The sequence below is a fragment of the Allocoleopsis franciscana PCC 7113 genome (assembly GCF_000317515.1).
Classification (GTDB): domain Bacteria; phylum Cyanobacteriota; class Cyanobacteriia; order Cyanobacteriales; family Coleofasciculaceae; genus Allocoleopsis; species Allocoleopsis franciscana.
Map to the genome: position 1 here is coordinate 1,898,358 of NC_019738.1, position 14,624 is coordinate 1,912,981.

Annotated in this window: 12 protein-coding genes; 4 read left to right on the forward strand and 8 right to left on the reverse strand. The window is 48.1% G+C overall.

Annotated features, from left to right (window positions below):
* Positions 1 to 617 precede the first annotated feature (617 nt).
* The gene (locus MIC7113_RS33140) at positions 618 to 4,331 is read left to right on the forward strand and encodes an EAL domain-containing protein (RefSeq protein ID WP_155897958.1); all 3,714 of its coding nucleotides are present in this window, start codon (positions 618 to 620) and stop codon (positions 4,329 to 4,331) included.
* Between the two features lie 27 nt (positions 4,332 to 4,358).
* On the opposite strand, the gene MIC7113_RS07965 is transcribed toward MIC7113_RS33140, so the two are convergent.
* Genes MIC7113_RS07965 through MIC7113_RS07995 form a run of 7 tightly spaced genes read right to left on the reverse strand, consistent with a single transcriptional unit; the run spans position 4,359 to position 12,205 of the window.
* Positions 4,359 to 5,015, reverse strand: coding sequence for a TVP38/TMEM64 family protein (locus MIC7113_RS07965; protein ID WP_015181663.1), 657 nt, complete (start codon positions 5,013 to 5,015; stop codon positions 4,359 to 4,361).
* Between the two features lie 37 nt (positions 5,016 to 5,052).
* Complete coding sequence (gene arsS / locus MIC7113_RS07970; RefSeq protein WP_015181664.1) at positions 5,053 to 6,048, reverse strand: arsenosugar biosynthesis radical SAM (seleno)protein ArsS; 996 nt, start codon at positions 6,046 to 6,048, stop codon at positions 5,053 to 5,055.
* Between the two features lie 48 nt (positions 6,049 to 6,096).
* Positions 6,097 to 8,712: a molybdopterin-containing oxidoreductase family protein gene (locus tag MIC7113_RS07975; RefSeq protein WP_015181665.1), complete on the reverse strand. Its 2,616-nt coding sequence runs from the start codon at positions 8,710 to 8,712 to the stop codon at positions 6,097 to 6,099.
* A gap of 39 nt (positions 8,713 to 8,751) precedes the next feature.
* Positions 8,752 to 9,642 carry a phosphate ABC transporter ATP-binding protein gene (locus tag MIC7113_RS07980; protein WP_015181666.1) on the reverse strand — a complete coding sequence of 297 codons (891 nt, stop codon included), beginning with the start codon at positions 9,640 to 9,642 and terminating at the stop codon, positions 8,752 to 8,754.
* A complete protein-coding gene (pstA, locus tag MIC7113_RS07985) occupies positions 9,597 to 10,523 on the reverse strand; it encodes a phosphate ABC transporter permease PstA (RefSeq protein ID WP_015181667.1) in 927 nt (308 codons plus the stop codon). Before pstA ends, MIC7113_RS07980 begins: the two co-directional genes overlap by 46 nt.
* Complete coding sequence (gene pstC, locus MIC7113_RS07990; protein WP_015181668.1) at positions 10,516 to 11,370, reverse strand: phosphate ABC transporter permease subunit PstC; 855 nt, start codon at positions 11,368 to 11,370, stop codon at positions 10,516 to 10,518. The genes pstA and pstC overlap by 8 nt, the downstream gene beginning before the upstream one ends.
* Positions 11,351 to 12,205, reverse strand: coding sequence for a phosphate ABC transporter substrate-binding protein (locus tag MIC7113_RS07995; protein ID WP_155897959.1), 855 nt, complete (start codon positions 12,203 to 12,205; stop codon positions 11,351 to 11,353). Before MIC7113_RS07995 ends, pstC begins: the two co-directional genes overlap by 20 nt.
* 453 nt (positions 12,206 to 12,658) lie before the next feature.
* Between MIC7113_RS07995 and MIC7113_RS08000 the strand changes: the two genes are divergently transcribed.
* Entirely contained in the window at positions 12,659 to 12,904 is a 246-nt protein-coding gene (locus MIC7113_RS08000; protein WP_041779944.1) for an AMIN domain-containing protein, read from the forward strand.
* A gap of 16 nt (positions 12,905 to 12,920) precedes the next feature.
* On the opposite strand, the gene MIC7113_RS08005 is transcribed toward MIC7113_RS08000, so the two are convergent.
* Positions 12,921 to 13,340, reverse strand: a complete 420-nt coding sequence (locus MIC7113_RS08005; RefSeq protein ID WP_015181670.1) for a hypothetical protein — start codon at positions 13,338 to 13,340, stop codon at positions 12,921 to 12,923.
* Positions 13,341 to 13,814: 474 nt separating this feature from the next.
* Between MIC7113_RS08005 and MIC7113_RS08010 the strand changes: the two genes are divergently transcribed.
* Positions 13,815 to 14,279, forward strand: coding sequence for a XisH family protein (locus MIC7113_RS08010; RefSeq protein WP_015181671.1), 465 nt, complete (start codon positions 13,815 to 13,817; stop codon positions 14,277 to 14,279).
* Positions 14,246 to 14,569 (forward strand): XisI protein, encoded by a 324-nt coding sequence (locus MIC7113_RS08015; protein ID WP_015181672.1) that lies wholly within the window; start codon positions 14,246 to 14,248, stop codon positions 14,567 to 14,569. The genes MIC7113_RS08010 and MIC7113_RS08015 overlap by 34 nt, the downstream gene beginning before the upstream one ends.
* Positions 14,570 to 14,624: the final 55 nt, after the last annotated feature.

Here is a 14,624-nt window from a genome sequence, read left to right on the forward strand (position 1 = left end):
TCGTTGTAATGGTAATTTAGCTGATAACCTCTGTAAAATCCTAAAATTTGGCTTATTTTTCCTTAATCAAAGTGGCATTATAGGCAGCAGAGCGTGTACACTAAGACATGTCTTACGCTGTGCAGCTACCAACACATTACCTGTAAAGTTCAAAAGTGAATTTGAACTTGCTCTGTAAGGTTCATGCGTAAGCCCTCTAGGTACTCAAAAAAAGAGCAAGCATCTGCGCTTTTAGGAACAGGGTGTCAGCCGATGAGGCTGCGGCAGTAAGATTCGCCTCTGACCCGGCATGGGAGAGATCATCGTCTCTAAGGGGGTGTAATCGAGGGTGTTCGGGGGAAATTTTAGCCGTTAGTGCCAATCCTCTAGGTCATCCCATGGAACTTAACAACAAAACACAAGCGCGTCCTGTGTTTTGAGGGTTGTTTTATATCAACACCCTGATTAGGTGCAAATCATCCCATGAGCCAACTTCCCTAGCCGTTAATTGAAGCTTTTGTGAAGCGTGAAACTTTTGGCAACAGGCTTGGAAGTAAATCCGGCATGATCTGAATCTGTCTAAAAAAAAATTACCTCGGTTCTAAACACAGTGGTGAGGTACGGGACTAAGAGTGTTTATGTTGAACTGCGTTGAAACTCTGTTATCTGACGGAGTACTGATGATCCAACAGCCTTGGGTTTTCTGGACACCAAAGCTGAGTTGGCTCCAGATTTCTTCTCATTCATTAATTGTCTTATTTTACTACTCGATTTCCATCCTAGTATTCTACTTTTTGTTCCAGCGCAAGGCTCTGTTTTATGCCGGAAGTTGGATGCTGTTTGGGACTTTTACCCTGACGAGCGGCACCGTTGAATTAATGAATGGATGGACAGTAGGGTACCTTCATCCTTGGCTAGCATCGCTAAGCGAAGCCATCGCCGTAGCCATGCTATTGTCCACCGTACTCCTCGTGGCGCTGTTACTCTCCAAAGTCCTAGCAAAGCCTGACTCTGCTCACCCCCAAGCCTCGCTACAAAATCAACTTGACGTGAATACTACTCACGCCGCCGCTTCAGAGACTCCAGCCGTAGCCGTAACAGAAGAGTCAGCACTTGTGGCAGAAAATAGTATGTTGCAACAAAATCAAACTCAACCCCTGAACATTGATTGGGAACAACAAATCAACGAGCAGATCGCACAGTTGCAGCGAAACCATCCCCAATTAAACGGTGACATTCCTGGGCGAGTCCGTTGGTTAGAAGAACTCGGTCTGTTACAGTCACTCAGTACCCTGATCAGCGACGCTCCCGATTTTCATTCAGCACTGTGTATGGCGCTGCGCTTAGTGTGTGAAGTCACAAACTGGGACTATGGCGAAGCGTGGCTCCCTCGCCCCGACGACCGTGTTTTAGAATGTACTCCGGCTTGGTATAGCAAAACCCCAACACTAGAACCGTTCAGATTCTCCAGCCAAAAGCTGACGTTGCCCCCCAATATGGGTTTGCCAGGACGAGTATGGACTTCACGGCGACCTCTTTGGATTGAAGATATTTCGGCCTTAACCGATACGTCGATGGTTCGCCCCCAGGCTCAAGTGGCGGGACTGAAGGCGGGGTTTGGAGTCCCCATCCTGATGGGCGATCGCGTCTTGGCGGTTCTCACCTTTTTCATCACCCAATCTCGTGCGGAAGATGACCAATTGGTGGAACTGGTGTCGGCTGTAGCAACCCAATTAGGGTTAGTGATGCAGCGCAAGCAGTTAGAAGAAGAACTGCGCCAAGAACGAGACTTTAGCAAAACCCTGATTGAAACCAGTTCTGCCTTTTTTGTAGCGGTGGATGCTCAAGGCAGAATACTCATGATGAATCAAGCCTTCCTCAATGCCGTGGGTTATACCTTGGTTGAGGTTTTGGGGGCTGATTATTTATTGACGTTTGCACGCCAGTGCGATCGCAAGTTGCTCTACAAAAACTTTAAGCAACTGGTGAAATCGAGGCAACCCATCCTGAAAGAAAACTACGTCCTCACCAAGGATGGACGAGAGCTTTTAGTGGAGTGGCGGGGGAAATCCATCTTCAGGCATTCCCCGGCAGAGGCAGGGAACGAGGAGGAACTGGATTTATTGTTTGGTGTCGGCATTGATATCACCGAACGCAAGCAATTAGAGCAGGAACTCCGCCACAGTGAGGAGCGATATCGTGCGGTTGTGGAAGACCAAACCGATCTCATCTGTCGATTTATCGCGGATGGCACCATTACCTTCGTCAACGACGCCTATTGCCGTTATTTTGGCAAAACCCGCGAGGAACTCCTCGGCAGCAATTTGTTGCAAATGATTCCCGGTTCGTATCGGCAAAAGACCCAAAAGCACATCGCCAGCCTGAGTTTGAAAAACCCAGTCGCCACCAGAGAATACCAAATTCTCATGCCTGACGGCGAAACTCACTGCCTACAGTGGACAGATCGGGTGATTGTTGACCCAGAAGCCAAAAAACGCGGAGAATTGCACTTATCCGGTTCATCCCAGTGTTCCTCAACACCGGGATATGACCCCATCGTTGAGTTTCAATCCGTGGGACGGGATGTGACAGAACGCCGCCGCTCAGAACACGAAACCGCACGGCTGGCATCAATCGCACTCCTCAGCCCTAACCCCATTGTGGAAACGGATTTAGCCGGTAACGTTCGTTATCTGAATCCAGAAGCCATGCGATTGTTACCCGATTTACAAGAAATGGGTGCAGAACATCCGTTTCTCACCGGAGTCCCCTCAATGACTACGGTACTGCAACGCAAAGGTTCCATGCGGCGGGAACTCAAAATCGGTGAGATTTATTATGAACAAGTCCTGCATTATTTAGAAGAAATTGAGTGCTTTCGCATCTATGCCTTTGATATTAGCGATCGCAAACAGGCCGAACAACAATTAATTCATAATGCCTTTTACGACCAACTCACAGGGCTACCAAACCGGGCTTTATTTATGGATCGCTTGAAGCAAGCGATGCGACGTGCCAGACAGAGTCGTAGGAGTGACTCACGCGGCGTGCCTTATTTGTTTGCTGTCCTGTTTCTCAACCTGAATCGCTTTAAGTTAGTCAACGACAGCTTAGGAAACGAGGTGGGGGATCAGGTGCTCCAGGAATTTGCCCAGCGTCTCCAGATGTGCCTGCGGGCTACAGATACTGTAGCCCGCCTCGGAGCAGATGAGTTTACGATTCTTTTGGAAGGGATTCAGGATGTCAATGACGCTACACGGGTGGCAGAGTTGATTCATGAAACGCTGAGTACACCCTTTGAGCTTAATGATTGCTCTAACCAAAACTCCTCCGAGGACACCGCCAGTGGCAATCGCGAAGTGTTCATGACACTCAGCATGGGAATTGCTCTTAATACGAATCATGACGAGCAACCGGAAGACCTGCTCCGCAATGCTAACCTGGCGATGTATCGGGCGCGATCGCCTGTAGCACTGCGCGGAACGCAATCGCAAGGCAAAGCTCACTATGAAGTCTTTGACGCTGCCATGCACGAGATTGCTGTCGAGCGATTGCAGATTGAAACTGACTTGCGGCGAGCGATTGAACGGGAAGAATTTCGAGTTTACTATCAACCCATTGTGTCTCTCTCCACCGGCAGCATTATTGGATTTGAAGCTTTGTTACGCTGGCAGCATCCACAACGCGGCTTAATTTCTCCCAATGGATTCATCTCCACCGCCGAAGAAACGGGACTGATTAGCCCTATTGGTTGGTGGACGTTGCGGGAAGCTTGTCATCAACTCAAACAGTGGCAGGAGCAATTTCCGTCTGCCAAGCCATTAACAATGAACGTCAATCTTTCTTGCAAGCAGTTTACTCAATCGGATTTACTCGAACAAATTGACACCATACTTCAGGAGGCTCAACCCGCCGTCGGTAGTTTAAAGCTGGAGATTACAGAAAGTGTGGTTATGGAAAATCCGGATTGGGTGAAAGATGTCTTACTCGAACTCAAAAAAAGGATGATTCCGCTGTGCATTGATGACTTTGGTACAGGCTATTCTTCCTTAAGTCGGTTACATCATTTTCCAATTAGTACCCTAAAAATTGACCGTTCATTTATTAGCCGGATTGGGGCATTAGGAGAAAATTCAGAAATTGTCCAAGCGATCGTAACGTTGGCTCAAACTCTGAGTATGGATGTTGTAGCAGAGGGAATTGAGGTTTCAGAACAGGTGTCACCTCTGCTGGCATTGCAATGTGAATATGGGCAGGGATATTTCTTCTCTAAACCGGTGGATAGTGAGGCGGCGAGAGCACTTTTGATGGCGGAATGGGAGCAACGGAAGGAAGAAGTGGGTAATGGGTAATGGGTCATGGTATCGCAGTATTACCTATTATTTTTTCTTCATTGCTAAAGGTAATACAGAAAGAAGAGCCAAAAAACTTAGCGCGATGAAAAAAGGGAGGCGATCGCCTCCCCGCAAAGCCTCTTTCCCAGCTACTCCCAGCCATGCATAAGCCAAGGTTCCAGGGATAATGCCCAAGAACGTACCAACGGCATAATAAACCCAAGGGATAGAGGTCAGACCAAATAGGAAATTGACGACATTAAATGGAGAAATGGGAGCAAAGCGCACTGATAAGACAAAAGCCAAAGGTTTGTCAATTACCGCTTGATTGAACCGTACCAATGCCTTGTGATGTCCAAAGCGGCGAACCGCCCAATTCCGCAGCAAGTAACGCGCCACCCCAAAGGCTCCAATCGCTCCCAGCGTGGCACCTACTACCGACAAAAAAGTCCCCCAGACTAAACCAAAAACGACGCTACCAGCAATGGTGAGAACCGTCCCCGGAACTCCTAAAACTGTGGCTAGAGTGTAAATGAGTACGAATAAATAGACAGCCCAGTTACCGCATCGGTGCAACTGCTGCACGAGGAATTGCTGATTAAACAAGCCTTTTAAAGGCGTGAAGCAACACAACAGGCACAGTACCAAAAAGGCGATCGCTAGCCACAATCGAGGAGTTTTCAGCCGTCTGCTCAGAGTCATCGGTATTTAAATCTTATATCCACTTTCCAGTTTGGATCTAAACCAAAGCACCCCCACAACTCGAACCACAACCCGCTGTGCAACCATAGCAATAGGAAGCCGTGCGAATCTGATCAATTAAGTCTAAACTACCCGCTTCTAAGAGCTTCCCCACCGTCAATGTTTCCCCAGTGCGAGACTTCGCTCCTAGATTTTCCATTTGGTTAAAGTCGCAATCGTAGACATTGCCCAGATAATCAATCGAGAGTTCATCACGACACATCAAATGTTCTATTGTACTTGCATTGTAATTGTCCTCTAGAAACCTGAGATAAGGAGAATATAACTTGGTTCGTTGCAAATGAAACTTACTTCTACCCACAGGTAGATTTGTAATTGTAAATAGCTGGTTAAATTGAATATCAAAATGTTCTTTCAAGAACTTTTTGTAATCCTGTTCTAACTTAACCTGATTGGGAGTTAAAGAAAATTTATCACTCAATGGGAGTGGCGGATTATACACCAAATCAATAATTAAATTGGGGTCTTTCCCATAGCCTAACTGATTGAGCCATTGAATAGCACGAATAGAATCATTATAGACACCATTCCCTCGCATTTTATCCACATTGTCTTCTAAATAGCAAGGCAATGATGCCACTACTTTTAATTGATTTTCGGCAAAATATTCAGGAAGATAGTCGAATCCGGGTTCAAAATAAATCGTCAAATTGGAGCGGACAATGACTTCCTTGCCCGTTTCCCGTGCTGCCTCAACAATTGGTTTAAATCCATAGTTCATCTCCGGTGCGCCACCCGTCAGGTCAACTATCTTAATTTGAGGAAAGCGATGAATCAGGTCAATGATTTGATGGCAAATTTCCGGTGAAAGTTCTTCGGTGCGTTTGGGGCCAGCGTCTACGTGGCAGTGAGTACAAGCCAAATTACAACGCTTGCCTAAATTAATCTGTAAAACAGTAATTCTGTTTTTAGTTAAGGGTGAATTCAGTTTGGTTCTAAATGGCGTTACTGCTGGCGCTTCTATCTGAGTCATTTCTTAATACCTAACCAGTAAATTTTTGACTTTTGACTTTTGACTTTGTTAAGCTTTCCTCACCCGGCAAGCAAAGCATTTGTAGGCTTGCTGACCGGAAAGATTGTCGTAATATTGGTCATCTACCAGGGTATTGGCGGCTTCATAGTAGGGAGTTCCGAGTTCTTCAGCCATTTTTTGCATCGGGCCAAACGTATGAGGAACGAAGATGGTATCCTCACGAATACCCTCCCAAATTTGCGCGGTTCCGGTAATCGAACCTCTAGGACTTTCTACGGCGATCGCATCCCCATTCTTAATCCCCACCCTCTGCGCCACTTTAGGATGAATTTGAACTAGCCGAATGCCGTTCATTTGCTTACCCGTGTACGTCCACTGAGTTACGGTGTGAAAATGCACCACACTCGGCCTACCAATCATCCCCATCAGTGGATACTCTTGGTGTACTTCCCCAGAGGAAATTCCGCCTAACTTTACCTTTTGGGTTAGTGCTTGCGGATTTATTGGGTTTTGGACAAATTCTTTGCTGTACTCGATCGTTGGATTTTTGCCCGTTACTTCGGGATGGGTGTAAAAGATGGGTAAGGCTGCGTGTCCGGCAACGGCCAACTTTTTCTCTAATTCTGAGGTATAGATTTCTACTTTGCCACTGGGGGTCAAAAAGCGCTTGCCCTGGTTTCCAGAAGTCGCTGTAACCCCTCTGTTCGCGTCACTATCCTGACTCGCTGTATCAGCGTTCCTGATACCAAGCCCTTTCACCACCTGATACCAGGAGGGATGATCTAAGTAGAGGGTGCTGACGCCAGGATGATCCAGAGAAGGACAAGGCCAGCGCAGGGGTTCCGCCCGCTTTTCCATGCGTTCCTGGGTCATACCTCCCATACCAGGGGTATTCTTGACAAAGGTTGCCCAGAGATTGCGGTAGTCTTTCCATTCCAGGGGGAAATTCTCTGTCCAGTAGGCGGGTGGATTTTTCTTGTCCAACTTAGCCATAGCGTGTGCCAAGTCGATCCAAATTTCCCAATCGGGTTTGGACTCTCCCACGCGAGGAACCGCCTGCTTTTGCCAGCGAATTGCCCTGTCGTCCCGCCGCATATAGACGGTTTCCATCTCAAAGCCGCTGCACACGGGTAGGATGATATCGGCGTAATAGGCAGATTCTTCCATAAACAAGCCAGTGTAGACATAGAACTCTAGCTGGCGGTAAGCCTCTTTTACCTGACGCGTGTTGGCACTGGAGACAAGGGGATTGCCCGCCGTTGCGATCGCCTTCAAGCGATAAGGCTTCCCAGTTAGGATAGATTCGGCAAAATAGTCTGGGCCAACGGGTAACGCCACATCTTTCTTGGGAGGATTGCCCTCGATTGCCGGAAGATTTAACCCACCAGGCCAAGTATTGTGCATGAAATTGCAGCCGCCACCATTTACGCCAATGTTGCCCGTAACAGCAGCTAAAAATGCCAGGGTTCGGTAAGTATCGAAGGCGTTTAGTTGATGGGAGATGCCAGCATTGCAGAAAATTGCGGCCGGTTTTGTCCTAGCGTACTCCTCAGCAATTTGTCTGATTTTACCTGCTGGAACCCCTGTAATAGTTTCTGCCCATTCCGGCGTGTAGCCTTGCTTAACCAGGTGAGTTTTCAACTCCTCGAAACCAAGCACCCATTTTTGCACAAAGGCGGCATCGTGCAGGTTCTTGTCCAGAATATGATGCAACATTGCGAGAACCAAAGCTTGGTCGGTATGCGGCTTCGGTGCAATCCACTCATCTGCCTGTGCACCAGTTGGCGTTAGTCGAGGGTCAATTACTATCAGCTTTGCCTTAGTTTGGGCGCGACTTCTCAGCAGGTAAGCAAAGGTTACGGGGTGAGTTTCCGCTTGATTGGTACCCAAAAATAAGAAGTATTTCGCTGCACCTAAATCTTCTTTCCCTGTTGCGCCATCCTTACCGTAGCCGTTGGTGAAATTCCCCAAGCCAAACGTCCATGCTAAAGCGTTTCCTCCAGCATCGTTACAGACTGGGCCAACATCTGTGTCGTTAGGACTTCCCAAGAGGGTGAAGAAGCGTCCAATTACCGAACCTGTGCCTCGTGGCATTCTACCAGAGGTTTTGTTTGCGATAGCGAAGCGCTGCTGCGAAGCGCAGATCGCGCGTACCTCTCCCGCATCCCGAAGCGCTAAGAATTTCGTAGCGATAGTTCCCAACGCTTCATCCCAAGAAATCGGCTCAAACTTGGAATCCGGAGAACCCTTCTCGCCGGAAACCCGCTTCATCGGACTTTTCAGGCGGAAGCGATTGTAAACCAGTTGTGTCATCATCGGTCCTTTGACACAAAAGCCCCCCGATTGAACTGGATCGTCCGGTTCACCCAGAACATCAATAATGCGCCCATCTTTGACATGAACTTTTAGGCGGCACAGGGAGTTACAGAATTGACAAGCACTATCGATGATTGCATCTGGTTGTAGCGCCCCAGATTTCTGAGTAAAGTCAAATTCTGCACTGGGGGAAGTGGTAGCGGGATAGTACCCATCTTCCTTTGCCTCAGCCTGTCCTTTGAGCAAATCAGCCCCAGTTACGGCAGCAGCACCAATCGCAGCACCTTTCAAAAAGCCCCGACGCGAAACACCCTGACGCGATACTTTCTTTTTATCTTTTGATTTCATGAAATCTCTCGGTAGATTTTCCCTGTTTCAAGTGGAGAATTAACCTCTTATCCCGTTCACATAAGCTGCTGTTAAAGCTTCCTGCGGTGCTTCAAACATCTGCTGAACACATCCATATTCAATCAATCGCCCAACCCCATCTTGAACCCAAAAGAGGGCAGCATAGTCCGCAATTCTACGCGCTTGGGCTAAGTTATGGGTAACAATGAGTTGGGTGTAACGTCCCCGCAAACGGGCAATCAAATCCTCCACTACACCGCTGGAAATCGGATCGAGAGCACTACAAGGTTCATCTAATAACAAGACTTCAGGTTTCAAGACCAAAGCCCTGGCAATACACAATCGCTGTTGCTGTCCGCCGGAGAGGGCGAGGGCAGGGGCATTCAGTCGGTCTTTTACCTCGTCCCACAAGCCCACATCTTCTAGAGTTGATTCTATAATTTGATCGACTTGTTCGCGGTTTTTAATGCCGTGCTCTCGTAGCGGTAATGCCAGATTCTTCCAAATTGATAGGGGGAAGGGGTTGGGCTTTTGGAAGATCATACCGACACGGCGACGGAGTGCGATCGCATCTATCTTGGCATCGAGTACATTCAGTAAACCCATCCGAATGTGTCCCGATACACGGCATCGGGGAATCAAGTCAGTCAGGCGATTGAGGCAGCTTAAAAAACTAGTTTTACCACAGCCAGAAGGCCCAACCAACGCCGTAATGCAACCCTCATGAATCGGTAACGTTACATCTGCGAAGATCGGTTTCTCCCCATAGTGCAAACTTAATTGCTCAGTCTGAATCAAGGGGTGAGGCAAGTCGGAAAATTGGGGAGATTCATGTATGCCATTGGCGTTGCCGTTGGGTATTGTCTCTATGGGTTCAGGTGTATTCAAAGTAGTGTAATCCTCCGATGTAACCAATGCTGAGCCATCCATGCTGCTGTGCCATTAATCAGCAGCAACACAACCAGCAGCACTAAAGCTGATGCATAGGCATTTTTATCCCCTCCAGCAACATTCATCGAAAGATCGAAAATGTGAATGGAAAGGGCACGTCCAGAATCGAGTAGAGACTCCGGCATCCGATCTACGTAGCCACTGGTGAAGATGAGGGCGGCTGTTTCTGCGATCGCACGGCCCATTCCTAGCACCAATCCCACCATAAGTCCCGGAACCGCCGCAGGTAAAAGCAAGTGCCACAACGTCGTCGTGCGCGAAAAGCCTAAAGCCGCTGCTGAGAGCCGATAATGGTTAGGAACAGCACGAAACCCCTCTTCTGTCGCACGAATTAGAATCGGCAGCACCATACACGCCAGCGTTAATCCACCGGACAAAATCGAGAACCCTAGTCCTAGCACGTTGCAGAAGAAGGCATTCCCAAACAACCCAAAGACAATCGACGGCACACCTGCCAGAACATCCAAACTGCGACGTACCAGACGCCCGAAAAAACTTTCCTCCGAGGTGAATTCCGCTAGCAGTACAGCCGTACCTATCCCAATGGGAACGGAAACCGCCATGCAAACACCCAGAATTAGAAGAGTGGAGACAAGAATGGGACCAATACCTCCCCGGCGTCCCGCATTCTCCGGTGCAGCTGTGAGAAACTCCCAGGAAAGTTGTCCCGCACCATGCCAAATAATGTCACTCAGTATCCAGAGGAAGACGGCGGTTACTAAAATAGCGATCGCCCAAACCACAACTGTAGGCAGTAAAGAGTAGACAGTGGCAAGACGACTCTTTTGTCTCCCGATTCCTGACTCTAGGGCGGGCACGGAGGCACCGCCCCTACGACTCCTGACTCCCGTTTCAGTCATAAATTCTCCCCTTGCTGATTCCCTCAGCCGCAACAACCAGTGCCACAATCAGCGCCATCAGCACCAATCCACTGACAAAGAGTGCTGAACGATGATTACCTGTTGCATAAGCCATTTCTAGGGCAATATTGGCGGTGAGTGTCCGCATCGGTTCAAATAGACTCTTAGGAGTTTGCACGACATTGCCGCAAACCATCAAAATTGCCATTGTTTCACCAATAGCGCGACCTGTTTCTAGAATCACCCCCGTGAACAGTCCCGATTTGGCAGCAGGAAAAACAACCCCCCAAATCATTCCCCACCGGGAGAATCCCAGCGCCGACGCACCCCGCAGGTATTCTGGAGGAACCTTGGCGAGGCTGGCATCTGCCATGAGTGCGACTGTAGGCAAAATCATAATCGTGAGGATAGCAATCCCAGCTAAGAGACTGGTTCCCGGCGGTTGGATGCGTCCAATAATCGGCACCAATACGACCAAACCCCAGAATCCGTAAACGACGGAGGGAATTCCCGCCAGTAACTCGATCAGCCGTCGATAGAGTCCGGCAATCGTGGGAGGAGCATAGTAGTGGCAGAAGACAGCAGATAAAATCCCCAATGGTGTCGCTACCAGCACTGAACCCGCCATTGCCAAGAGGGTGCCCCAAAGCATGGGGGTGAGGTTGTAGAGTCCTTCTGCGGGATTCCAGGATGCATCAGTGAAGAAGCGCAATAGTCCGACGTTTTGCAAAACTGGCAGCGCTTCCAACCCTAGAAACACCACAATCAAAATGACGATCGCACCCGCAACAACCGCACATCCCCGCAGCGTCCAGATGAGGATTTGGTCACTTTGATAGGGAGACAAAATTCTGCTCTTTGACAATGTTCTGTACCTTTGGCGATCGTGCGAAATCAACAAATTCCTTCTCCAACCCTTGAGGTTGAGTTTTCATCACCAAGTTGAGGGGACGGGAAATAGGAAACGTCTCGTTTTGCACATTTGCTGTAGTAGCGGCTACTCCATTAACAGGCAGTAGCTTGATAGGAACACCGTTGCTAGAGCCATATTCCGCTGTCCCAATCGACACGTATCCGATCGCGTTGGGATTACCCGCAACTGTCTTAATTCCCTGCTCATTGTCACCAATCACCACTTGAGCTTTGATGTCACTATTCTTGAGCTTGAAGTAGTTCGTAAACAGTTCTAGCGTGGAGCGTCCCTCAGCTTTATTGACTACAGTGATAGGAGCATCCTTGCCTCCTACCTGCTTCCAGTTGCCAATCTTGCCTGTGTAAATATCAACAACTTGGCGATCGCTCAGGGACTGTACTGGATTATCTTTGTGAAGGATGATTGTCACACCATCACGAGCGATCGTAAACGCTTGAAGGTCTTTTTCGTCCTCCTTGAGAGCGCGAGAAACCATACCAATGTTAGCTAGTCCTTTGCGAGCATCCGTAATGCCGCGAGAGGAACCACCACTCTGCACATCCACCCGTACAGCGGAATGTTCAGCCTCAAAGCGCTTGCCAATTTCGGAGGCTAGAGGTGCAACTGTGCTGGAGCCGGTTAATACTAGCTTGCCCTGTAATTTATCACTGGACTGTGTTGATGCTTCTGGGGGCTTAGTACAGGATTGTAACCCCATACAAACCGCCAAACTCATGGAAAGCGATGCCAGTATTCGGAAGTTTTTCATAAGTGATGCACTGAAATTATCCTGTCGGAATTAATCAAAGGAGAGGAGGCAGCAACCAAGGTCAATTGTCCTACCAGGGAATGAGGGCGCAATACTCCCATCTCCTCGTAGCCGGAGCTTTAGGGGGGAAGGGGTTGGGGGAGAGGTATCCCTTGCAGTATTTGAGACGAGTGGTGTCTGGCAGAACCTTCAGCTTGCGGACACAAAACGACTGGGGTAACTCGTTTTTCTGGTTTATGGCTCACTGCCTGCCTGGATTGAACCGTGATTGATATGAAATTATATTCATATTTTAATTAAAAAAACGCAACCTAACGTTGAGGAACTCTCCCCGTTTAGGACGCAAAAAATAGCTAATTGACAAGTCTATTGAGAATGGACTTTTGAGCCACCCTTCTCAGGAATTCATTCCCTGGCAACTGAGTCACTTATCAAAAATCTGTATTGGTAGGGATGCCTGCCAACGCAGATGTCGTAAAAGTGACAGACGTGCAGCTCAAACCAACCGCCGATGGTCTAGAGGTGATTTTAGAGACGGCTTCACGAGCATCACCCCAACCTAAAACCTCCAGCGAGAACCAGACCTTGTTGATTGACTTGAGCAATGCTCAGTTGAACTTACGAGGCGGTGGGGAGTTTCACTCCGAAAACCCAGTTGAGGGCATCACTTTCTGTAACAGTAACTTCCCTGTCTGCTAACAGCATCCGCATTTTCTTAACCCCTACCAAAGAACCGTTTAAAGGGATTTGAGGCAACTTGCCCAAACCTTCCAGGCAGATTTCGTTGAGCCGCTTGAACCGGGTCTGGATCTGTGAAAATTTGGGCGGCGCGATCGCGAAGCATCCCGTTAGGGTTATCGCGAAGTTGAGAGCTGTGATCCTGAGAAGTGGAAACAAGCCTTGCGCCTTGTTCACCTTCATCCATTTGGGCATCAGCTAGAGCGGTCTGATAGGCTTGATTTAAGGAAGGGAGGCTAGCTGCGATCGTAGGCAGTTCCACAATTCGAGCTTCCAGATTCTGACCAATAGCATGAAGCTGTTGTTGCAGTCCCGATGGCAAAGATTCATCCTGACGACCAAGGGCGGTCATAAAAGCCACAAGAATTTTTTCGTTTTGAGAGTTTAAAGAAGTCATGATTTAAAAAATTTTGCCAATACAAAAATACTGAAAGTCTATTTACTTAATAGTAGGAAAATTTGTGAGCTTTGAACTCAGAGAGTGACAGAAATCTAACTTTGGGCAGAGCCGTTATTTCCCGCTTCTAGTGGTAAGCCAATACTGTTTTGCGTATTTCCTCACTCAATCAGTAGTGCTATTGGTTCAGAATGACAAACTGATTTTTAATGGTGTAGCCTGCTGCTTCATTAACAGTAAGCACATCATGACCTGCGGTTTGAAGCAAATTGACGAGATATTTTGCCTGAGAATCTACCCTTCGGGAAGCCACCTACGGTGTCTACGTCAAGGAGCAGTCGTAGTCCCGACATGAAGGTACTCCAACCTATGCTGGTGTTTGAATTCTAGTATGAGCGATCAGCTTCGCTGGTGTTCTTATGTGATCGCATCACGTACCATAGGCTAGTCATTTGGCTTATAACCCATTAAGTCATGCCTCAGCGAGACGCGATTCATAACATCATCAAGCAAGCTCTCATCAAGGAGGGTTGGGAAATCACGGACGATCCCTATGTCATATCGTATGGTGAGCGATTTCTCTTTATCGACTTGGCAGCAAGGTTAGATGCGCTCAATGGTATTGCAGGACGCTTTATCGGTGCTAGACGCGGTAGCAGTCGAATTGCCGTTGAAATTAAGGAGTTTCGAGGCAACTCGGCAATTGCTGATTTGGAGCAAGCGATTGGTCAATATGTTCTTTATCGATTACTCCTCGAACAGGTTGATCGAGAGCGTGAGTTGTATCTCGCTGTTGCAGACACAACCTTTGACGGGATTTTCAGCGAACCGATTGGTGATTTGGTGATGCGTGAGTTACCAATGAAATTGCTTATTGTAGATGTAGAGGCGGTAGAGGTGAAGCGATGGATACCAGCACGAGAGAGCGGGACATTGTAAAGCAGGTGATTCAACGATACGCCCAGTTCAAACCTTCTCATGGCCATATTCGACTCGACACGGTATTTGACGACACGCAAAACCGCTATGCACTAATGCAAGTGGGTTGGGATAGAGGACGACGGGTTAGGGGAAATTTGATTTATGTGACTTTGAGTGAGGGTAAGGTTTGGGTGGAATATGACGGGATGGAACAGGGAATTACTAAAGATCTAATTGCCGCAGGTATCCCTCCAGAGCGAATTGTTCTTGCATTTCTCCCTGAAGAGCAAACTGCTGCAACTGCCTAAACTCAAATTATGATGAGCTAGCGATCGCACCTGTACATATATACAGTCAAAACCC